At 53.1% G+C, this 20,154-nt stretch carries 21 protein-coding genes; 9 read left to right on the top strand and 12 right to left on the bottom strand.

The genetic code is table 11. The annotated features are described in order from the left end of the window. Window positions 1–10: 10 nt before the first annotated feature. The 8 genes from preA to OGW44_RS11445 all read right to left on the bottom strand — a co-directional run bounded on the left by preA (window position 11) and on the right by OGW44_RS11445 (window position 7,020). Window positions 11–1,246 carry an NAD-dependent dihydropyrimidine dehydrogenase subunit PreA gene (preA, locus tag OGW44_RS11410; protein ID WP_019077224.1) on the bottom strand — a complete coding sequence of 412 codons (1,236 nt, stop codon included), beginning with the start codon at window positions 1,244–1,246 and terminating at the stop codon, window positions 11–13. Continuing rightward, window positions 1,240–2,481 carry an NAD(P)-dependent oxidoreductase gene (locus OGW44_RS11415; RefSeq protein ID WP_185654861.1) on the bottom strand — a complete coding sequence of 414 codons (1,242 nt, stop codon included), beginning with the start codon at window positions 2,479–2,481 and terminating at the stop codon, window positions 1,240–1,242. The genes preA and OGW44_RS11415 overlap by 7 nt, the downstream gene beginning before the upstream one ends. Window positions 2,482–2,713: 232 nt before the next feature. Beyond that, window positions 2,714–2,953, bottom strand: a complete 240-nt coding sequence (locus OGW44_RS11420) for a DUF2542 family protein (RefSeq protein WP_016153715.1) — start codon at window positions 2,951–2,953, stop codon at window positions 2,714–2,716. Between the two features lie 2 nt (window positions 2,954–2,955). After that, window positions 2,956–3,675, bottom strand: a complete 720-nt coding sequence (sanA, locus tag OGW44_RS11425; protein ID WP_016153714.1) for an outer membrane permeability protein SanA — start codon at window positions 3,673–3,675, stop codon at window positions 2,956–2,958. A gap of 181 nt (window positions 3,676–3,856) precedes the next feature. Next, window positions 3,857–4,741, bottom strand: coding sequence for a cytidine deaminase (gene cdd, locus OGW44_RS11430; RefSeq protein WP_016153713.1), 885 nt, complete (start codon window positions 4,739–4,741; stop codon window positions 3,857–3,859). Window positions 4,742–4,889: 148 nt separating this feature from the next. Beyond that, window positions 4,890–5,585 (bottom strand): CidB/LrgB family autolysis modulator, encoded by a 696-nt coding sequence (locus tag OGW44_RS11435; protein WP_016156974.1) that lies wholly within the window; start codon window positions 5,583–5,585, stop codon window positions 4,890–4,892. Beyond that, entirely contained in the window at window positions 5,582–5,980 is a 399-nt protein-coding gene (locus OGW44_RS11440) for a CidA/LrgA family protein (RefSeq protein WP_016153711.1), read from the bottom strand. Before OGW44_RS11440 ends, OGW44_RS11435 begins: the two co-directional genes overlap by 4 nt. 131 nt (window positions 5,981–6,111) lie before the next feature. Next, the gene (locus tag OGW44_RS11445; protein WP_016153710.1) at window positions 6,112–7,020 is read right to left on the bottom strand and encodes a LysR substrate-binding domain-containing protein; all 909 of its coding nucleotides are present in this window, start codon (window positions 7,018–7,020) and stop codon (window positions 6,112–6,114) included. 126 nt (window positions 7,021–7,146) lie between these two features. Here OGW44_RS11445 and mhbT point away from each other — a divergent pair, with 126 nt between their 5' ends. From mhbT to dusC, 6 genes are all read left to right on the top strand, one after another. Next, on the top strand, window positions 7,147–8,505 hold the full coding sequence (gene mhbT, locus OGW44_RS11450) for a 3-hydroxybenzoate transporter MhbT (RefSeq protein WP_185654860.1): 1,359 nt from the start codon (window positions 7,147–7,149) through the stop codon (window positions 8,503–8,505). Window positions 8,506–8,516: 11 nt separating this feature from the next. After that, the gene (gtdA, locus tag OGW44_RS11455) at window positions 8,517–9,554 is read left to right on the top strand and encodes a gentisate 1,2-dioxygenase (RefSeq protein WP_115190446.1); all 1,038 of its coding nucleotides are present in this window, start codon (window positions 8,517–8,519) and stop codon (window positions 9,552–9,554) included. A 15-nt stretch (window positions 9,555–9,569) separates the two neighbouring features. Next, entirely contained in the window at window positions 9,570–10,271 is a 702-nt protein-coding gene (locus OGW44_RS11460; RefSeq protein ID WP_016153707.1) for a fumarylacetoacetate hydrolase family protein, read from the top strand. A gap of 8 nt (window positions 10,272–10,279) precedes the next feature. After that, window positions 10,280–10,924, top strand: coding sequence for a maleylacetoacetate isomerase (gene maiA / locus OGW44_RS11465; protein WP_019077220.1), 645 nt, complete (start codon window positions 10,280–10,282; stop codon window positions 10,922–10,924). Window positions 10,925–10,938: 14 nt separating this feature from the next. Continuing rightward, complete coding sequence (locus OGW44_RS11470; protein WP_185654859.1) at window positions 10,939–12,132, top strand: 3-hydroxybenzoate 6-monooxygenase; 1,194 nt, start codon at window positions 10,939–10,941, stop codon at window positions 12,130–12,132. A gap of 61 nt (window positions 12,133–12,193) precedes the next feature. Further along, window positions 12,194–13,144, top strand: coding sequence for a tRNA dihydrouridine(16) synthase DusC (dusC, locus tag OGW44_RS11475; protein WP_019077218.1), 951 nt, complete (start codon window positions 12,194–12,196; stop codon window positions 13,142–13,144). 32 nt (window positions 13,145–13,176) lie between these two features. Here the strand turns inward: dusC and OGW44_RS25790 are convergent, their stop codons facing one another. Beyond that, entirely contained in the window at window positions 13,177–13,260 is an 84-nt protein-coding gene (locus OGW44_RS25790) for a small membrane protein YohP (RefSeq protein WP_019077217.1), read from the bottom strand. A gap of 68 nt (window positions 13,261–13,328) precedes the next feature. Beyond that, the gene (locus OGW44_RS11480) at window positions 13,329–14,063 is read right to left on the bottom strand and encodes a class I SAM-dependent methyltransferase (RefSeq protein ID WP_016153703.1); all 735 of its coding nucleotides are present in this window, start codon (window positions 14,061–14,063) and stop codon (window positions 13,329–13,331) included. A gap of 169 nt (window positions 14,064–14,232) precedes the next feature. Between OGW44_RS11480 and mdtQ the strand changes: the two genes are divergently transcribed. Then, window positions 14,233–15,672: a multidrug resistance outer membrane protein MdtQ gene (mdtQ, locus tag OGW44_RS11485; protein WP_029139603.1), complete on the top strand. Its 1,440-nt coding sequence runs from the start codon at window positions 14,233–14,235 to the stop codon at window positions 15,670–15,672. A 24-nt stretch (window positions 15,673–15,696) separates the two neighbouring features. Here the strand turns inward: mdtQ and OGW44_RS11490 are convergent, their stop codons facing one another. Beyond that, window positions 15,697–16,269, bottom strand: coding sequence for a DedA family protein (locus OGW44_RS11490; protein ID WP_185654858.1), 573 nt, complete (start codon window positions 16,267–16,269; stop codon window positions 15,697–15,699). Between the two features lie 164 nt (window positions 16,270–16,433). On the opposite strand from OGW44_RS11490, the gene OGW44_RS11495 reads away from it, so the two are divergent. Both OGW44_RS11495 and pbpG read left to right on the top strand, forming a co-directional pair. Continuing rightward, window positions 16,434–17,021 carry a Yip1 family protein gene (locus OGW44_RS11495; RefSeq protein WP_016153700.1) on the top strand — a complete coding sequence of 196 codons (588 nt, stop codon included), beginning with the start codon at window positions 16,434–16,436 and terminating at the stop codon, window positions 17,019–17,021. Between the two features lie 180 nt (window positions 17,022–17,201). Next, on the top strand, window positions 17,202–18,149 hold the full coding sequence (pbpG, locus tag OGW44_RS11500) for a D-alanyl-D-alanine endopeptidase (protein WP_016153699.1): 948 nt from the start codon (window positions 17,202–17,204) through the stop codon (window positions 18,147–18,149). Window positions 18,150–18,249: 100 nt separating this feature from the next. Here pbpG and dld read toward each other — a convergent pair whose 3' ends face one another. Then, entirely contained in the window at window positions 18,250–19,959 is a 1,710-nt protein-coding gene (gene dld, locus OGW44_RS11505; RefSeq protein WP_185654857.1) for a D-lactate dehydrogenase, read from the bottom strand. Between the last annotated feature and the right edge of the window lie 195 nt (window positions 19,960–20,154).

Raw genomic sequence — 20,154 nt, forward strand, 5'->3', positions numbered from 1 at the left:
TTTGTCAGCGTTACAACGTTAACGCATGCTCTTTCTCACCGGATTTAAATTTCACCTCACCCAGCTCAATACAGGCTACCGGGCAAACGTGCCCACACAACAGGCATCCCACACATTTTTCTGTGTTGCAATGCGGTGTGCGGGTTTCCTCATTCCATTCCATCGCCTGATGTCCGCCGTCATAACAGGAGATGTAGCAGCGGCCACAGCCAACGCATTTATCAAGATGGATGTTCGGGTAGACGATGTAGCTACGGTCAAGATCCTCCGCGGGGATGATATTGGCATTGGCAAGACCAACCATCTCCTCCAGTGAATCAAACCCTTGATCGGCGAGGTAATGTGACAGCCCGCTGGTCATGTCCTCCACAATCCGGTAGCCATACTGCATGATCCCGGTGGTCACCTGCAGCGTGGCCGCGCCTAACAGTAAAAACTCGGCGGCATCTTCCCAGGTCTCAATTCCCCCGATGCCGCTAATCGGGAAATCGCGCAGTTCAGGGTGCATGCGCAGTTGTTGGATAAATCGCAAAGCAATAGGTTTAACGGCCTTGCCGGAGTAGCCGGAAATACTGGATTTACCGTTGACGATCGGCATCCCGATTTTTCGGTTCAGGTCGATATTCGTGATGGATTTAACCGTATTGATGGTCGCGATACCGTCGGCACCTCCGTGTTTTGCTGCCAGAGCCACCTCACACATATCACCAATGTTCGGTGTCATTTTCGCCAGCATCGGCAGGGACGAGCCGCGTTTAACGGCCCGACAATACTTTTCAACCAGCTCAGGGCTTTGCCCGACATCGCTACCCATGGCATGTGAGGTCATTTGCGGGCACGAGAAGTTACACTCGATCATGTCGGCACCCGCGTCTTCAACCAGGCGGGCCAGTTCCTGCCATTGCTGCTCATTTTCCCCCATAATCGACGCAATCAGGACTTTGTCCGGGTAGTCCTGTTTCAGCCGACGAATTGCGGCCAGATTCTCCTCCAGCGGATGCTCGGCAATTTGTTCCATGTTTTTGAAGCCAATAAAGCCGGTATCTTCTTTGGTGAGATGGTCAAAGCGTGGGGAGACTTCATTAGCAATAAAGAACCCGATCGTTTTAAAAACAATGCCACCCCAGCCGCTATCATAGGCTTTGGCGCACATTTCATAGCAGTTGCCCACCGGAGAGGAAGAGAGGCAGAACGGGTTGGGGAATTTGACGCCGCAAAAAGTAATAGAAAGATCTTTCGTTAACATGAGCAAGCTCCCTCTAAATAGTGATGAATGGCCTGAGCGGCTTCTTTTCCCGTTTTCACGGCGTAAACAACGGTTTTATCGCCTTTAACAATATCGCCCGCAGCAAACAGAGCCGGATCGGCGGTTTGATAATTGTGCGTATCGATAAGATTGCGCTGTGGCTTTAACATGGCGAAATTATCAAGCTGAGCATGTTGGCCGACGGCGAGAATAATCTGTTCGGCTTCAAGCGTGAGTTCTCCAGGCTGACGTACGTGCTTAAAGGTGACTCGATTTCCGCTAACCGCCACGGGCGTGAAGCCGTCAATTATCGACACCCCTAAAGCCTGTGTGCTGCTGAATTCTTTGTCGCTGGCCGGGAAGTCGGCGAGTTCTTCACGCGCGACACAGGTGACTGACGGGCAGCCCAGCAGCTTCAACGTACTGGCGACATCCATCGCCACGTCGCCACCTCCGATGATTAATGCACTTTGTGCGACGGTAATATCGCCGTTGGATTGCCGGGCTCGTTGCAGAAAATCGACGGCGATTTCTACGTGATTCGCCCTCTCAAACAGAGGCAACGTTGAACCGTAAGACATCCCAACGGTAACCAGTACGGCGCGGTATTCTGCTTTGAGTTGCTCAACGGAAAGGGCATTGCCGACTTCACAATTGCACTTGATGGTCACGCCCATTTCAACGATACGGGCAATTTCAAGATCCAAAACTGCTTGCGGCAGACGAAACTCAGGAATGCCATAACGCAACCAGCCACCTGGCTGGGCCTGTTTTTCGAAGATTGTGACATCATAACCAAGATTACTTAGCGTTACGCTGGCCTGTAACCCTGCCGGACCCGCCCCGATGATAGCTACCTTGCCGAGCGTTTTTGTTGCCGGCTGATAGATTTTCATTGCGGTCTGCTGTTCAAAATCGGTAATAAAGCGTTGCAGACGTGCAATATCGATAGGTTTATCAATTCCTGAGCGCGTACATCCGCGCTGGCATAATTTTTCGGTTGGGCAAACCCGGGCGCACACCGCACCGAGCGCATTATTTTCGCGGATAGTTTCGGCAGCGCCTTTAAAATTACGAAAATAAATAGAGCGAATAAATTTCCCTGGGTCTGTTTGCGCTGGGCAATCATGACTACAGGGGGCGTCGTGACATAATAAACAGCGGGAAGCCTCTTTTATTGCTAATAATGGGGTAAAAGCAGGCGTGAGCTCATCCAGATAATTTTGTTGTGGCATATTTTCTTCCTTAATGCTTGAGTAAATTAAGGCAAACCGTTAATAACAAAATATAAAAAGTGAAGGCTATTCTTAAGGCTAAGCACTGCAGGAAGAGTATTCTGTGAAAGGATTCACAAATAGAAGATAGTCTGAGGGAAATGCTGGCGGGCAGCATTAATCCCTTACATTGAAATGGTAACTATTATCAAAATATTAGCTATTCTCAAATGCTAATATAAAGGAAAATTCTTTAGCGATAAAAGACTAAGTAAATAACCATCCCGAAGGATAAACATCCGCACCCGGCATAAACCAGCACATAAGACCAAAATTGCAGGGGCTCTTGATTGCGATAAGCGTAAACCGGTTCGCGCGCATTCTTTTTAATTTTATCTACTGCCCCAGAGCGCCAGCCTTTCCATGCTTCGCGAAAACAAAATACGGGAATGAGCAGAAAGGCCAACACGACGAAAAGGGTTTGTACATCCATGCTTATTTTCCTTGTTTCTTTTGTAATTCGAGTAGTTGTTCAGGCGTGACCGCCGGATATCCCTGTGCATCGTCCGGTACCTGATGCATGGTAGGGATGGGCACCAGCGGACCTAAAAAGCGGGGTTCACGTTTGAAAATATAGAGATCGGCCAGTGCGCCAAAGCGGGCGCCAAATTCACGTACCCGCACGGTGAGCATATCTTTTGGTGAGGGCACCGCATAGCACTGGGCCTGGATGCCCATATGCAGCGCAATAAACAAGGCGCGCTCACAGTGGAATCGCTGAGTAATAATGATGAAATCGTTGGTATCGAACACCTTGCGGGTTCGTACAATTGAATCGAGCGTCCGGAACCCGGCGTAATCAAGCACGATGTCAGCGGGATCGACACCTGCGGCAATCAGATCTTTACGCATCGTCATGGGTTCGTTGTAGCTTTGCTGTGCGTTGTCGCCGCTCAGCAGCAGATAGTTTACCTTTCCACTGTTATAGGCGTTCAATGCGCCCTGAATGCGGTAGCGGTAATACTGGTTGATGACGCCGGTGCGATAGTATTTCGCCGTGCCAAGGACCACACCGACCTGGCGGTAGGGTAAATCCTGCAATTCGTCGTAGATGTAAGGAGCGGTCTTCCAGCTCATCCACCTGTCGAGCCCAAGCACAGTCAAAAGCAGCAAGCCTACCAGGACTAACAGGCTGTAAAACACGCGCTTTAACATGCAGAAAACTCGTTATTTGGATGGAATTTCAATCAGGCTACTGTACCGGAAGACGTAGCGCAAGAAACAGCAATCTGATTGAGGGGATTTTCAGCAAAACGGCCCTGTTGGATGGTAGCAACAGCAAATCTGGCCGACAACCTGGAGCGATTGCAGGCCAGATAAGCGTAGCGCCAGGCAATTAACCGAGCAGCACGCGCTCAATATTATTGCAGCCCAGCGCTTTCAGGGTAGCGGAGGTCGCATCCCACTGAATCAACGGCGCATCGGCTTTTTCAGCCAGCACAGCACGCTGGATATCCGGGTAGTCATAACCATTAAGGTTCAACAGGTTTAACGCGCCTTGCAGCGGCGGCAGGGTCGGGTTGAAGGCGGCATTTTCCGCATAGCTACCGCTAAAAATTCGACCATCTTTACATTCCAGCGCCACGCCGCTTGGGGAGTTGCTGTACGGCATATGACATCTGTTGGCGGCTGTGATAGCCGCTTGGGTCAACGCATCGCCCTGCAGCGCGAAGCCGTGATCCTGATCGTCCATCAGCAGCGTTTTAATCTCCAGATCTTTCGGTCCGAAGGCATCTGGCAGGTAATCGCGCAGCACGTGTGGCGCACGTCCCGGCAGATGAATACGTAAATCCAGTCCGCTGTTCAGTTCGTTCATAAACTGGCGACAGTGGCCGCACGGCGTGTAGTTGACGGTGATGGCGGCGAGCCCTTTTTCACCGCGCAGCCAGGCATGGCTAATGGCGCTTTGCTCGGCATGAACGGTTTGCTGCATGGTCGCCCCCAGGAACTCCATGTTCCCACCGAAGTACCAGGTGCCGCTGATGCCGCGAGAAATTGCCCCAACGTTGAAGTTGGACAGCGGAGTACGCGCGCAGGCCGCAGCCAGCGGCAGTAGAGCGAATGCCAGCGCGTCTTCGTCCAGTCCCGATTCGCGTTTCAGCAAAGAGACCTGCTCAGCAGTCAGCATGGCGGGGAAATGCGCATCCGCCAGAACAGGCGCCAGGGCTGATTGCAAGTTATCCGCGAGTTGGGCAAAAGCAGTTTGAAAACGTGGATGCATGGCGATGCCTCATAACAATGTAATGGAATCGTAGTTTACGGGCCTGTTACGGCTTTATATGTGATCCAAATCTCATTGTGTATGCAACTTATGAAACTTAAATTAAAAATGTGCAACGCATCGCAAATAATTAGCCAAAAATTGAAGGTTAACCGACCAGGGCCAGAATAATCGGGAACAGGAATGGGGCGACCAACGAGGTGATAATGCCGCAAATAACCAGCGCCAGAGAGCTAAACGCGCCTTCCTGATAGTCCAGCTCTGCACAGCGTGCGGTACCCAGGGCGTGCGACGCGGTACCCATAGCCAGTCCACGTGCGGCTTTGGTGCGAATACGCATCGCATTGAGCAAAGTATGACCAAACACAGCCCCGAGGATACCAACAAAAATGACGCACACGGCGCTGATGGCCGGAATACCACCAATACTGCCTCCCACTGCCATAGCGATAGGCGTGGTTACCGATTTCGGCATGATTGACGCAGCAATTTGCGGCGATGCGCCCATCAACAAGGCGATTGTTGTACCTGTGACCATCGCCACAAGGCTCCCCGCAAAGCAGATGGCAATAATTGATTTCCAGCGAGCGCGAATCTGGTGCAGCTGTTCGTATAACGGATAGGCCAGCGCGACCACGGCAGGTTGCAGTAAATCGTTCAGCACCTCACTGCCTTTGAAATAGTGATCGTAGGGAATTCCGGTCAGCATCAGAATGGGAATGATCACCACCATGGCGACCAGTAGCGGGTTCAATAGCGGCATTTTAAATCGTGCAGCCAGCTTACGTGCGCCAAAAAATACCGCCAGCGTAAGGGGTAACGACCACCAGATATACGACATCATTCTTTAGACCCTTTTTGCCCAACGATTTTGCGCTCACCGTGCACAATGTGAGAACTCCAGCTCACCACCAGGAAAACGACCAGCGTACTGATGGTACAGGACACCACCACCGGACCAAATTGCGCACGGAGCAGATCAAAGTACTGCATGATCCCCACGCCAATCGGGACAAACAGCAGGGCCATATAGCGAATCAGCACATAGCAGCCGGGGTTAACCCATTTTGCCGGTAGCACCTGCAAAGCCAGTAAGACAAACAGAATCAGCATGCCGATAATGCTGCCCGGAATGGTGATGGGGAGTAGCGATGCAAGAAAAATACCTGCATAGAGGCAGGCATAAATCAGGACGAATGCGCGCAAATATTGCCAGATAATGTTCAGTGCTTTGCTCATAGTTGAAACCCTTGACGAGACTGATTCATCATACAATTAAACTTCAAAACGTGCTACCGATCACATCATGAATTCTAAGCATAGAAGAAATAGATATCTGGAACATCGGGCGATGGCCCTAACTGTTCACGTTAAACCTGTGCCAGGTAATACAGAAAACGATTCAGGGCGGTCGTGGGCGTTTCATTGTTGCGCCAGAACACGCCTACGCTGCCTTTTTGTTCAATCTTCGGCAGATTCAGGATAGCCAGCTGTCCCTGGGCGGCATAACGCTGCGCCAGGCGTAGAGAAAGAATAGAGATCATGTCGCTACTTTGCAGCAGGTTGGTGCTGACGTTTATCGACGCCGACTCAATGATGTTTTCCGGTAGCATGACGCCGTTATCTACCAGCGCGTTGTCAATGCTTATCCGGATGGGCGTTCCCGTCGGCCAGACAATCCAGCGCCAGTTAGCCAGATCATGCCAGGTGAGCAGGGGATATTTTGCCAGTGGATGGTCGGGGCGCGCGACGAAACAGACCGGCTCGGTATACAGCACCTGGTAATTGAGCGGCAACTGAAGCGCCCGGCCACCGACGCGTCCGACCACCACATCCACCGAACCCGCGAGCAGATCGTGCAACAGCGGGGTCATCACCTTCTCTTCAATATTAAGATGCAAGGTCGGCAGCTCTGTGAGCAAACCCAGTATCGCCTGTGAAACGCAGTCCGTCGCCACCGGCGAGCAGCCAATCTTCAGACTCCCTACCAGGCCTCCCTGCTTAAAACGGGCGATTTCATACTGTGAACGTTCCATATCATTGATCAGGCGTTGGGCATGCTGCAGTAGCAGCTTGCCGCCTTCTGAAGGGCGTAAGCCTTTGCTATGACGTTCAAAGAGTGTGATACCCATCTCATCTTCGAGCTGTGATAACCATTTTGACAACGCTGGCTGGGTGATATTCATCATTCGGGCGACGTGAGTCAAATTCCCCTGTTCGCCCAGCGCAATAAGCGTTTGCAGGTGGTGTAACTTAAGTTTCTGCGCCCAGTTAGCCATTTGCTATAACCTCCAGGTTATGCCTCTGCATGAAAAGCCATTGTACATTTCATCTCCAAACATACAAAGTCGCAACATACCTAAAACAAAACAGACATCTACTCTACCTGCACTGAGGCATTCACTATGACTCAACAACGTGATCTACAAGCACTGATCGATTCCGCCCCCGTCGGTAAGACCCAGTGGCGCGTTATCATTTGCTGTTTTTTGGTCGTCATGCTCGACGGTTTTGATACCGCAGCTATTGGTTTTATCGCGCCTGATATTCGCACCCACTGGCAACTGACGGCCGGAGATCTGGCGCCGTTGTTTGGCGCAGGCCTGCTGGGTCTGACCGCTGGCGCACTGCTCTGCGGTCCGCTATCGGATCGTTTTGGCCGCAAACGGGTGATTGAACTCTGCGTGGCGCTGTTCGGCGCACTGAGCCTGATCTCGGCTTTTTCCCCCGATCTGCAAACGCTGGTTTTTTTGCGCTTCCTTACCGGGTTAGGCCTGGGCGGCGCGATGCCAAATACTATCACTATGACCTCAGAATACCTGCCAGCGCGTCGGCGTGGTGCACTGGTCACAATGATGTTCTGCGGTTTTACCCTGGGCTCGGCGATGGGCGGGATTGTCAGCGCACAGCTGGTGCCGGTTATTGGCTGGCACGGCATCCTGGTGCTGGGAGGCGTGCTACCGCTGATGCTGTTTGTGGCTCTGCTTTTTGCGCTGCCGGAATCCCCGCGCTGGCAGGTTCGTCGTCAGTTGCCGCAAAACGTGATTGCCAGAACCGTCAGCGCCATCACCCGGGAACGTTATGACAATACCCAATTTTATCTCAACGAAGGCGCCGCGATTGCCAAAGGCAGCATTCGCCAGCTGTTCGTCGGGCAACAGTTGCCCATTACCCTGATGTTATGGGTGGTGTTCTTTATGAGCCTGCTGATTATTTATCTGCTCTCCAGCTGGATGCCAACGCTGCTTAACCATCGTGGAATTGACCTGCAGCATGCCTCATGGGTGACCGCTGCCTTTCAGATTGGCGGTACGCTCGGTGCGCTGGTGCTGGGAGTGCTGATGGATAAATACAACCCTTTCCGCGTGCTGGCAGTGAGCTATGCGTTGGGTGCGGTGTGTATTGTCATGATTGGCCTGAGCGAGAACGGTCTGTGGCTGATGGCGCTGGCCATTTTTGGCACCGGCATCGGCATCAGCGGTTCGCAGGTGGGCCTGAATGCCTTAACCGCCACGCTTTATCCGACGCAGAGCCGGGCCACGGGCGTCAGCTGGTCTAATGCGATTGGCCGCTGCGGCGCGATTGTCGGCTCGCTCTCCGGCGGCGTGATGATGGCGATGAATTTCTCATTCGATAACCTGTTTTTCATTATTGCCGTTCCGGCGGCCATCAGCGCGGTGATGCTTATGCTGCTGACGGTTGTTATCCGCCAGTCGACCTCTGTCCCTGACGCGTTGTCACGCGTAGGCATCGTGAACAAATAAGGAGAATCTCTATGTCAGAACTTAATCAGGATGTTAAGAACAGCCGTCAGCAGTTTTACCAGCATATTTCCGGGCAGAATCTGACCCCGCTGTGGGAGTCGCTGCACCGCCTGGTACCGCCAACGCCGAACGCACATTGTGCTCCTGCGTACTGGAACTACCAGGAGATCCGCCCGCTGCTGCTGGAAAGCGGCGATCTGATTGGCGCGAAAGAGGCAATTCGTCGCGTACTGGTGCTGGAAAACCCCATGCTGCGCGGACAGTCTTCAATCACCCCAACGCTGTACGCCGGATTGCAGTTAATCATGCCGGGCGAGGTTGCCCCGAGTCACCGGCATAATCAGTCTGCGCTGCGCTTTATTGTCGAAGGGAAAGGGGCATTTACTGCGGTGGATGGCGAGCGCACCCAAATGCATGAAGGCGATTTTATTCTGACGCCACAGTGGCGCTGGCACGACCACGGCAACCCAGGCAGTGAACCGGTGGTGTGGCTGGACGGTCTGGATCTGCCACTGGTGAATCTGCTGGGTTGCGGCTTTGCGGAAGATTACCCGGAGGATCAGCAACCAGTCACGCGTAAGGAAGGGGATTACTTACCACGCTACACGGCCAATATGCTGCCGCTGCGTCATCAGAAGGGTAACTCATCGCCAATTTTCAACTATCGCTACGATCGCAGCCGTGAAGCGCTGCATGACCTGACCCGCATGGGCGACGCCGATGAGTGGGACGGTTACAAGATGCGTTACGTCAACCCGGTAACCGGTGGTTATCCCATGCCTTCAATGGGGACCTTTTTACAACTGTTGCCGAAGGGCTTTTCCTCGCGGATGGCGCGTACCACCGACAGCACTATCTATCACGTGGTGGAAGGAAGCGGGCAGGTCACCATCGGCACCGAGATCTTCAATTTTTCGCCAAAAGATATCTTCGTGGTGCCAACCTGGCACGGCGTGTCGTTCCAGGCCCACGAAGATGCCGTCTTATTTAGTTTTTCGGACAGACCGGTTCAGGAAGCGCTGGGGTTGTTCCGTGAAGCACGTTATTAATTTTGGAGAGAGAAAATGACGCAATACGTATTCGAACCACAAGCGCCTGTTACCGTTCCGGTAGTTGGCAGTAATGAACAGTTTCCCGTGCGTCGCGTTTACTGCGTGGGCCGCAACTATGCCGCTCATGCGCGTGAAATGGGTTTTGATCCGGATCGCGAACCGCCGTTCTTCTTCTGTAAACCTGCCGATGCGGTGGTTCCGGTGGCGGCCGGTCAAACCCTCGAGCTGCCATACCCGTCGCAGACCGATAACTATCACTATGAGATAGAGCTGGTGGTGGCGATCGGTAAAAAGGGCAGCGATATACCGCTGGAAAAAGCGCACGAATATATCTGGGGCTATGCCACTGGTCTGGATATGACCCGCCGCGACAGGCAGATGGAGATGCGCCAGATGGGGCGTCCGTGGGAAATCGGCAAAGCATTTGATCTCTCAGCCCCCATCGCGCCGCTGCATAAAGCCAGCGAAAGTGCGGATGTTAACAACGCGCCTATCTGGTTGCAGGTCAACGGCGACGATCATCAGCGTAGCGATATTCGCCACCTCATCTGGTCGGTTAATGAAACGATTAGCTATCTGTCCGGCTTTTTCGAACTACAGCCGGGTGATTTAATCTACACAGGCACGCCAGAGGGCGTGGGCGCAGTGGTGAAAGGAGATGTGATCACCGGCAATGTAGACGGTTTAACCCCCATCGCTGTGAAGATTGTCTGAGGTGGATGATGAAGCTGTACAGTTTCTTTAACAGCTCCGCGTCATATCGCGTACGTATTGCGCTGGCGCTGAAGGGGCTTGATTACCAGACGGTGGGTGTCAACATTCGCATCGGTCAGCAGAACGAGCTGGCCTACCGGCGGATGAACCCGGTAGGGCTTGTACCGACGCTGGTCACTGATGAGGGAGAATCACTCGGGCAGTCGCTGGCGATAACCGACTGGCTGGATGGTCACTTTCCGCAGTCGCCGCTGCTGCCAGCCGACTTCCCGACGCGCAGCCGGGTGCTGGAAATTGTTTATGCCATCGCTTGTGATATCCATCCCGTGAATAACATGCGGGTACTGCGCTACCTGAGCGAAGAGCTAAAGGTCAGTGAAGAGGATAAAAAACGCTGGTATGCGCACTGGATCCAGCAAGGGTTAAGCGCGGTTGAACAGATGCTGCGCCAGAGTCACTCGGGGACGTTCTGCGTGGGGGATGCGCCGACGCTGGCGGATTGCTGTCTGATCCCGCAGTGGGCGAACGCGTTACGTATGGGCTGTGATCTGAGCGGGTATCCGCGCTGTAAGGCGGTATACGATGCCTGTACCCAGCTTCCGGCGTTTATCGCCGCCGCGCCCGAGAATCAACAAGACAAAATTCCAGCCTGATAAGGAGAACGACAATGGCTAAAGTGACACGCGCAATTATCGTGGGTGGCGGGATTGGCGGCGCGGCGACCGCGCTATCGCTGGCCCGTCAAGGCATTAAAGTGATGTTGCTGGAGAAAGCGCACGAGATTGGTGAGATTGGTGCGGGTATTCAGCTCGGGCCGAACGCGTTTTCTGCTCTGGACAGCCTTGGCGTGGGTGACGTCGCCCGCAAGCGCGCCGTTTTTACCGATCACATCACCATGATGGATGCGGTAAACGCGAAAGAGGTTGTACGCATTGAAACCGGGCAGGCGTTCCGCGATCACTTTGGCGGTCCTTATGCGGTTATCCATCGGGTTGATATTCATGCTTCTGTCTGGGAAGCGGCACTGGTTCATCCCAACGTTGAGTATCGCACTTCAACTAACGTGGTTGATATTCGCCAGACAGAAGATGATGTGACGGTATTTGATGAGCACGGTAACAGCTGGACAGCGGATATTTTGGTGGGCTGTGACGGTGTGAAGTCGGTTGTGCGTCAGTCTCTGATTGGCGATGCGCCACGCGTGACCGGGCACGTGGTCTATCGCGCGGTGATTGATTGCGATGATATGCCGGAAGATTTGCGCATTAACGCGCCGGTGCTGTGGGCCGGACCGCACTGCCACCTGGTGCACTATCCATTGCGTGGCGGCAAGCAGTATAACCTGGTGGTGACCTTCCACAGTCGTCAGCAGGAGGAGTGGGGGGTAAAGGATGGCAGTAAAGAGGAAGTGCTCTCCTATTTTGCCGGTATTCATGCGCGTCCGCGCCAGATGCTGGATAAGCCGACCTCATGGCGTCGCTGGTCCACCGCTGACCGCGAACCGGTAGAGAAATGGGGGACCGACCGCATTACGCTGGTGGGTGATGCTGCGCATCCGGTGGCACAATATATGGCGCAGGGCGCCTGTATGGCGCTTGAAGATGCTGTCACTCTCGGTAAGGCGTTACAGCAGTGTGACGGCGATGCGGCTGATGCCTTTGCCTTGTATGAGTCGGTACGTATTCCGCGTACTGCGCGCATCGTCTGGTCGACGCGCGAAATGGGACGTGTGTACCACGCCGCAGGCGTCGAGCGCAAGGTGCGTAATCTGCTGTGGAAAGGCAAATCTCAGGCGGAATTTTATCGTGGTATGGAATGGCTGTACGGCTGGAAAGAAGATAACTGCCTGTTGCCGCGCTGAGCCTCTTTAATCTCCCGAACGGAGGCGCTACCATAGCGCCTCTTTTTTTGCGGGTGACGATATGCGTGTTTTACTGGCGCCGATGGAAGGCGTGCTCGACTCACTGGTGCGCGAGCTGCTGACTGAAGTGAATGATTACGATCTGTGCATCACCGAGTTTGTGCGCGTGGTGGATCAGCTCCTGCCGGCAAAAGTATTCCATCGGCTCTGCCCGGAACTGCATAACAATAGCCGGACGCCATCCGGCACGCGGGTGCGCATACAGTTGCTGGGGCAGTATCCGCAGTGGCTGGCGGAGAACGCGGCGCGCGCGGTAGAGCTGGGCTCGTTTGGTGTCGATCTGAACTGTGGCTGCCCGTCGAAGCTGGTCAACGGCAGCGGCGGTGGCGCAACGTTATTAAAAGATCCTGAACTCATCTACCGGGGCGCAAAAGCCATGCGCGAGGCGGTGCCTGCGCATCTGCCCGTGACGGTGAAAGTGCGTCTGGGCTGGGACAACAGCGACAGGCAGTTTGAAATTGCTGATGCCGTTCAGCAGGCTGGCGCCAGCGAGCTGGCGGTGCATGGCCGAACCAAGGAACAGGGCTATAAGGCCGAGCATATCAACTGGCAGGCGATCGGTGAGATCCGCCAGCGGCTTACCATTCCGGTTATCGCAAATGGCGAAATCTGGGACTGGCAAAGCGCCCAGGACTGTATGGCTATCAGCGGATGCGATGCGGTGATGATTGGCCGTGGGGCATTAAATATTCCGAACCTGAGCCGTGTGGTGAAATACAACGAGCCACGTATGCCGTGGCCTGATGTCGTGATGCTATTGCAAAAATATACCCGTCTTGAAAAGCAGGGTGATACCGGGCTGTATCACGTGGCGCGGATTAAACAATGGTTAGGGTATTTGCGTAAAGAATACTCAGAAGCAACCGCGCTGTTTCAGGAAATCCGCGCATTAAACAATTCACCGGATATCGCGCGCGCGATTCAGGCCATTGATATCGCTAAATTGCATTAACACATTAATCGGCCACCGGAGTGGCCTTTTTTTCAAAAAATCATCTTAAACACGCCAGTTACCACCAATAACCCAATCAGAAAAATAACTAAAATAATCCACAGTAAGATTTTCATCAGCGTTCCTTTTTTGGTGAGTTCAGGTTAAGTATAGGAAAGCCTCTGAAAATCTTCCTGTAATGACCTTACTCCGGTTTACGTGCGCTGAGCAGAAACACCATTGGCCGCTCTTTTTCTTCATCCAGCGCCGGGTTTTCAGCAATCTGTTCAGCGGACGGTCCCCATTCATCGACACAAACGATTTCGAATCCGGCGGCTATCAGCGCATTAATCCAGGTCGCCAGCTTACGGTGCTGTTTTTTGACACCCTCCGCGAACCAGTTACTGATGCGTGTGCCTTCCTGCTGATAATGATTGACCGGCCAGGACTGTTGCCCGGTTTTATCTTTTATCCAACCCTGGTTAAGCGGTGCAGTATAAATGGGATGCTCGGCAGAGAATACCAACATGCCTCCCGGTGTTAACGACTGGTAAATCGTTACGAATAATCGCGCGATATCGCGCAAATAGTGCAGGGCAAGTGAGCTATAAACCAGGTCAAAGGAATTTGGCGACAGGGAAAGCGTTTCGAGATCTTCACGGCGATAAACGATGCCATTACCCTGCGTCATGCTGTGCGCCTGGGTTAACATCTTTTGTGAAATATCCAGTCCCACTACGCTGGCCGCCTGGTTATCGCGCGCGTAGCGGCAAAACCAGCCATATCCGCAACCCAAATCGAGGATATTTTTTCCCTGCAGAGCGGGGAGCATCGCTTGTATTGTCGGCCATTCTGGCGCACCGTCGAGCCCTTTTACTGAACGGTCCAGCGTGGCATATCCGGCAAAGAACTCGGGATCGTCATAGATATTCTGTGACATAATGTCTCCATCCATAAATTATTAAAATTAATTAATCTAAATTATTTGTTTGGTGTATATTTTTCCGATTATATATTTTTATTGCCAAAGGTGTATTGCCACGCGTAACTAAAAAAGGAAACGCGACAAGTCGTAATCTCAGCACATCTTTTCTTACCTGTGTCTCTCCATGAATCGTAATTCTGCTTTTGTCACGACGGCATTGTTGCCGCTTTTTATTTTGATGTCAGGTTGCGCGCCGATGCATGATGACCGCCAGTCTCTGTCACAGCAGACCCCCGCTGCGAATGTCGATACCACATTGCCTGCGGCGTTAAAAAATGGCTGGCCGGACAGCCAATGGTGGAAGGCATACCATGACCCCCAGCTTAATGCGCTGATTGACAGCACGTTACGAAACTCCCCTGATATGCAGGTCGCGGAACAGCGCATTCAACTGGCGGAGGCGCAGGCTAAGGCTGTGGAGGCGCAGGATGGCCCGGAGATCGATTTCTCAGCAGATGTGGAGCGTCAGAGAATGTCAGCCGAAGGGCTGATGGGTCCGTTTGCCATTACCGATCCGGCCGCCGGGACGACCGGGCCGTGGTACACCAACGGCACCTTGGGTTTAACTGCTGGCTGGAATCTGGATCTGTGGGGTAAAAATCGGGCCGAAGTGACGGCACGTATTGGGGCCGTTAAGGCGCGTGAAGCCGAGCGCGAGCAAACGCGACAGGTGCTGGCGAGCGGTGTGGCTCGTCTTTACTGGGAATGGCAAACGCAGGCCGGGCTGAAAACCGTGTTGACGCAAATCGAAACCGAGCAGCAGAACGTCATTAACGTTGATCGTCAACTGTATCAAAATGGTCTTACTTCTTCGGTGGAAGGCGTTGAAACCGATATTGATTCCAGCAAAACAGAGCAGCAGCTGAACGATGTCAGCGGTAAAATGAAGGTAATTGAAGCGCGGTTGAGCGCGCTGACCAACTCGCAGTCCACAGCCCTGAAACTCCATTCGACCCCGCTGCCCGCGGTGGAAAGCCAGCTCCCGTCCCAGCTAGGTTATTCGCTGCTGGCCCGCCGACCGGATTTGCAGGCGGCGCACTGGTACATTGAGTCATCGCTGAGCAGCATTGATGCGGCGAAAGCGGCGTTTTATCCCGATGTAAATCTGATGGCATTTTTACAACAGGATGCGTTACATCTGAGCGACTTGTTTCGCCATTCCGCGCAGCAAATGGGCGTAACGGCCGGGCTGACGCTGCCTATCTTTGATAGCGGCAGGCTGAACGCGAATCTCGACATTACTCAAGCGCAAAGCAACCTGACGGTGGCGAATTACAACAAAGCCGTGGTGGATGCGGTGAATGACGTGGCGCGTGCAGCATCGCAGGTAGAAACCCTGGCGCAGAAGAATCAGCATCAGCAGCAGATTGAGCATGATGCACTGCGCGTAGTGGGTCTGGCGCAGGCGCGCTTCAATGCCGGAATTATTGCGGGCTCCCGGGTCAGTGAGGCAAAGATCCCGGCATTACGTGAACAGTGCAACGCTCTGCTTTTACAAGGGCAATGGCTGGATGCCTCAATCCAGTTGAACCGTGCGCTGGGGGGCGGCTACCACGCTTCGTAACGCACCCGCCCGGTAGACATCGCGCTACCGGGCTGTACTTTTGCTGCTGCGTTTTTTTAACCACCACCGAACGCCAAGCACCAGCACAATCACCAGAGCCAGCCATATCCAGTGCTTAATATGCTGGTCGAGATTGTGTAGCCACGGCGCAATGACTTCTCCCCCCACGTAACCCAGAGTGGTAAATATCAGCGCCCACGCCAGCGCCCCCAGGATATTCAACGGCAGGAAAATTTTAGGCGGCAAATGGCTTGCGCCAATCAGCAACGGGCCGATCACGCGAAAACCATACATAAAACGGGTGCCAATCACGAACAGATAAGGACGGCGCTGGATCATTTTCTGCGCCCGGCGGATTTTGTCGCGATGTTTTGAGAAACGACGCAAAATTTTTCCACCGTAACGACGCCCAAGCAGATACAGCAATTGATCGCCAATCATCCCGCCCAGGGCCACAGAGATAACCACCAGAGGAAATTTAAGTAATCCCTGATGTGCCGCCACGCCGCCCAGCAGGGTAATGGTTTCACCTTCGGCCAAACTGCCAATGACCAATGCGGCGTAACCGTAATGTGCAATAAGACTGTTTATATCCATATGTCTGGATGACCTCCCGACGTTAAGCATACACCCTGTGAATCATCGTGGGGTTTAAAAGCGCTGAATTAGCGGTTCGTCATTTTTGTTGTTGTACAAAAATTAATCCAAAGCTGAATTATACTTGAACTGTTGAGGTCCGGAGCTGACAAGAAGGGGGCGGTATGAACCATGTCTGGGGGCTGTTTTCCCATCCCGATCGTGAAATGCATGTGATCAACAGCGAAAACGAAAGCGTTTCGCATCACTATACCCACCATGTACTGCTGATGGCGGCAATCCCGGTTGTTTGTGCGTTCATCGGTACCACACAAATCGGCTGGGATTTTGGCGATGGCAATATCCTGAAATTATCCCTGTTGACTGGATTTGCAATGGCGATTCTGTTTTACGGGGTGATGCTGGCGGGCGTTGCCGTCATGGGCCGGGTTATCTGGTGGATGGCGCGTAACTACCCGCAGCGTCCGTCGCTGGCGCATTGTATGGTCTTTGCCGGATATGTCGCGACGCCGCTGTTTTTAAGCGGGCTGGTCGCACTTTATCCGCTGGTCTGGCTGTGCGCATTAGTCGGGACTCTCGCGCTGTTTTACACCGGTTATTTACTTTATCTCGGTATTCCGACGTTCCTGAATATCACTCGTGAGGAAGGGTTGAGTTTTTCCAGTTCGACGCTGGCGATCGGTGTGCTGGTACTGGAAGTTCTGCTGGCTATTACGGTAATCCTGTGGGGTTACGGCTATCGGTTATTCTGACGGATAAACCTGTCTACGCTGCGTTGTTGACGTAAAAGTCAGCAACGCAGCATTTCGAGACGATTCTCCTGTGGCAGCAAACCTGCCGGATCGCTATGATGCCTGAGCTAGCTTGAGATAATACTTAATCTCTGGCGGTGTGCGTTGTGACGTGCGTGAACCATTATCAGAAATCTCATCATGCTGAAATTCCGAGTTTCATTATTAAGCCTTGCCCTGGTGCTGGCCGTTCCTTTTGCACCCCAAGCCGTGGCGAAAACGGCAACTACCGCAGCGGCTTCTCAACCTGAGATAGCGTCCGGTAGCGCGATGATCGTTGATCTGAATACCAACAAAGTTATCTATTCGAACCACCCGGACCTTGTGCGTCCGATTGCGTCGATTACCAAATTAATGACGGCGATGGTGGTGCTTGATGCACGACTGCCGCTGAATGAAAAGCTGAAAGTCGATATTAGCCAGACGCCGGAGATGAAAGGCATTTACTCTCGCGTACGACTGAACAGCGAAATCAGCCGTAAAGACATGTTATTGCTGGCGCTGATGTCATCAGAAAACCGTGCGGCGGCGAGTCTGGCGCATCATTACCCGGGCGGATACAACGCGTTTATCAAAGCCATGAATGCCAAAGCGAAAGCGCTCGGCATGACTCAGACACGCTTTGTGGAACCCACTGGCTTGTCGATTCATAACGTCTCGACCGCCCGTGACTTAACCAAGCTGCTGATCGCCAGCAAACAGTATCCGCTGATCGGCCAGCTAAGTACCACGCGTGAAGATATGGCGACGTTTGCCAACCCTGCGTATACGCTGCCGTTTCGTAACACCAACCATCTGGTATACCGCGATAACTGGAATATTCAGTTAACGAAAACCGGGTTTACCAATGCGGCAGGCCACTGTCTGGTGATGCGCACGGTGATTAACAACAAACCGGTGGCGCTGGTGGTGATGGATGCCTTTGGCAAATATACTCACTTTGCCGATGCCAGTCGTTTACGTACCTGGATTGAAACGGGCAAGGTGATGCCGGTTCCGGCGGCGGCGCTGAGCTATAAAAAGCAAAAAGCTGCGCAGATGGCGGCGGCAGGTTCGGCGAAGGGCGAGCAAACCGCACAGAACGATTAAATAAGATGTCTTATCCGGCCTACGCATAGCGAATGTAGCAGTAGGCCGGGCAAGCAAAGCGCCCCGGCAACATGCCCGGTAGCGCTTATCTTTTTCAGGTTTACGATTCTTTCCAGAACTTCTGCTTACTCGTTTTCCCGATACCCGGATTCATACTGTTGGTGGGGTCATTCTCACGGTAAAAACGGGTCAAGGTTTCCGGTGCCTGATACAGATGCCCGACGTTATGCTCTGCCGGATACTGCGCCCCACGCTCGCGCAGGAGTTCCAGCATCTGCTCTTTGAGCGCATGCGCATCCATGCCCTTTTTCACGATGTAATCCTGATGGAAGACGTAACACATAAAGTGACCGTAATAGAGTTTGTGCACCAGTTGACTGTCGATCTCTGGGGGCAGATGCTCGTACCATTCGGTGTCGTTACGACGCAGCGCGATATCCAGCGCCAGAATATCTTCCACCTCATCCGCATGTACGGCCTGATAACGAATAGCCGCGCCAGCCGCCGCGAAGCGGTGCAAGAACGCCTTGCTGCCTTCTTCCGCCGTACAGACAAAGAAGTCGCCTTCAGCGGTTTTGAAATACTCGCTTAGCCAGTTTTGGGCTTCAGCCACGCCGCCACCGGCCATTTTTAATAGCAGGTGATGCTCGTACTTATCGCGCCAGCTTTTCATGCGCGTCGGTAAGTGGCTGGGGAACAAATGACCAAATTTCTGCATTGCCCGGTCGGTGAAGTGAGGACGGAAAATTTTCACTTTTTCCAGCATCGCATCGGTGCGGCCTTTCAGGGTGAAGAAGAACGGCATTTTGTCGGTGCCGAGCTTGTCGATCATCAGAAACGTATCTTTGCCGTATTGCTCAGCGATATCGTAAATATCGCGGTGCATATATTCACCGGCGACCGGCAGATGCTCGAATTTTGCCAGAATATGACGGCGGATCTCCGTCAGCACCTCTGGCTGGTTGGTGCCGATGTAAAAGACCTGCTGGTTTTTTTCGGCTTCGAAGGTGTCCAGACGCACGGCAAAGACCGCGAGCTTGCCTGCACAACCGGACGATTCAAACAAGCGATCCGGGTCGGCGTTATAGCGTGCGGGCGTGTCTGCGTCGATATCTCTGACACGGGTAACGTAGTCGTGATCGTGCGCGTGACGCCCGTCGTGGCGAACATCGTCATCTCTAATACGCTCGTCATCCAGTTTGCTCAGGATCTGCTCCGGGGTCTGGCCCAGCTCAATACCCAGATGGTTAACCAGCTGTAATTTTCCCTGTTCGTCAATACGCGCAAACAGCGACATCTCCGTGTAGGCCGGGCCGCGCTGTACCAGCGAGCCGCCGGAGTTGTTGCAAATGCCACCGATAACCGAAGCGCCGATACAGGAAGATCCGATGACCGAATGCGGCTCACGGCCAAACGGTTTGAGCGCTTTTTCCAGCGAATAGAGCGTGGTTCCTGGATAGGCCAGCACCTGTTCACCTTTGCCGATGACGTGCAGCTTATCAAGACGCAGGGTGCTGATAATGACAATCTCGCGGTCGTAATCATTACCGCTCGGCGTAGACCCTTCGGTCAGGCCGGTGTTAGCGGCCTGCATCAGGATAATTTTATCCGCGGCGACGCAGGCGCTCAAAACGCGCCACAGTTCTAAAAGCGACCCGGGGAACACGACGGCAAGCGCATCGCCCTGGCCGGAGCGGAATCCCTTGCGATAGCGGGCGGTTTTAGCAGGTTCTGTCAGCAGGTGTGAATGACCCACCAGACGGGTCAGTTCATTCAGGAAAGCTTTATTATCTGTTGTAATGGAAGACATTCTCCACTCCTTGTGGTGGGACTCAATATCAGGAACAAGCATAGCGCTTTGTATGACAATACGCTTTCTCATTCATATTGTCTCTGGTTCGTCTTTTACTGATTCGCGCTGGTTTCGAAAATTAGGAGAATAACCTTAGCTTTCTTTATCGCTCCCGTTTAGTCTTACGGCAAACTGCGGTTTTTGTTATATTTT

This window comes from Citrobacter sp. Cb023, from assembly GCF_030336805.1.
In the GTDB taxonomy this organism is placed as follows: Bacteria; Pseudomonadota; Gammaproteobacteria; order Enterobacterales; family Enterobacteriaceae; genus Citrobacter; species Citrobacter braakii.

Excerpts from the sequence above, each read along its gene's own strand:
- pbpG (WP_016153699.1), top strand. The coding sequence starts at position 17,202 with ATGCTGAAATTCCGAGTTTCATTATTAAGCCTTGCCCTGGTGCTGGCC.
- OGW44_RS11435 (WP_016156974.1), bottom strand. The coding sequence starts at position 5,585 with ATGATGTCGTATATCTGGTGGTCGTTACCCCTTACGCTGGCGGTATTT.
- dld (WP_185654857.1), bottom strand. The coding sequence starts at position 19,959 with ATGTCTTCCATTACAACAGATAATAAAGCTTTCCTGAATGAACTGACC.
- OGW44_RS11445 (WP_016153710.1), bottom strand. The coding sequence starts at position 7,020 with ATGGCTAACTGGGCGCAGAAACTTAAGTTACACCACCTGCAAACGCTT.
- mhbT (WP_185654860.1), top strand. The coding sequence starts at position 7,147 with ATGACTCAACAACGTGATCTACAAGCACTGATCGATTCCGCCCCCGTC.
- cdd (WP_016153713.1), bottom strand. The coding sequence starts at position 4,741 with ATGCATCCACGTTTTCAAACTGCTTTTGCCCAACTCGCGGATAACTTG.
- OGW44_RS11480 (WP_016153703.1), bottom strand. The coding sequence starts at position 14,063 with ATGTCACAGAATATCTATGACGATCCCGAGTTCTTTGCCGGATATGCC.
- gtdA (WP_115190446.1), top strand. The coding sequence starts at position 8,517 with ATGTCAGAACTTAATCAGGATGTTAAGAACAGCCGTCAGCAGTTTTAC.
- sanA (WP_016153714.1), bottom strand. The coding sequence starts at position 3,675 with ATGTTAAAGCGCGTGTTTTACAGCCTGTTAGTCCTGGTAGGCTTGCTG.
- mdtQ (WP_029139603.1), top strand. The coding sequence starts at position 14,233 with ATGAATCGTAATTCTGCTTTTGTCACGACGGCATTGTTGCCGCTTTTT.
- OGW44_RS11490 (WP_185654858.1), bottom strand. The coding sequence starts at position 16,269 with ATGGATATAAACAGTCTTATTGCACATTACGGTTACGCCGCATTGGTC.
- OGW44_RS11415 (WP_185654861.1), bottom strand. The coding sequence starts at position 2,481 with ATGCCACAACAAAATTATCTGGATGAGCTCACGCCTGCTTTTACCCCA.
- OGW44_RS11470 (WP_185654859.1), top strand. The coding sequence starts at position 10,939 with ATGGCTAAAGTGACACGCGCAATTATCGTGGGTGGCGGGATTGGCGGC.
- OGW44_RS11495 (WP_016153700.1), top strand. The coding sequence starts at position 16,434 with ATGAACCATGTCTGGGGGCTGTTTTCCCATCCCGATCGTGAAATGCAT.
- OGW44_RS11460 (WP_016153707.1), top strand. The coding sequence starts at position 9,570 with ATGACGCAATACGTATTCGAACCACAAGCGCCTGTTACCGTTCCGGTA.
- maiA (WP_019077220.1), top strand. The coding sequence starts at position 10,280 with ATGAAGCTGTACAGTTTCTTTAACAGCTCCGCGTCATATCGCGTACGT.
- OGW44_RS11420 (WP_016153715.1), bottom strand. The coding sequence starts at position 2,953 with ATGGATGTACAAACCCTTTTCGTCGTGTTGGCCTTTCTGCTCATTCCC.
- preA (WP_019077224.1), bottom strand. The coding sequence starts at position 1,246 with ATGTTAACGAAAGATCTTTCTATTACTTTTTGCGGCGTCAAATTCCCC.
- OGW44_RS11440 (WP_016153711.1), bottom strand. The coding sequence starts at position 5,980 with ATGAGCAAAGCACTGAACATTATCTGGCAATATTTGCGCGCATTCGTC.
- OGW44_RS25790 (WP_019077217.1), bottom strand. The coding sequence starts at position 13,260 with ATGAAAATCTTACTGTGGATTATTTTAGTTATTTTTCTGATTGGGTTA.
- dusC (WP_019077218.1), top strand. The coding sequence starts at position 12,194 with ATGCGTGTTTTACTGGCGCCGATGGAAGGCGTGCTCGACTCACTGGTG.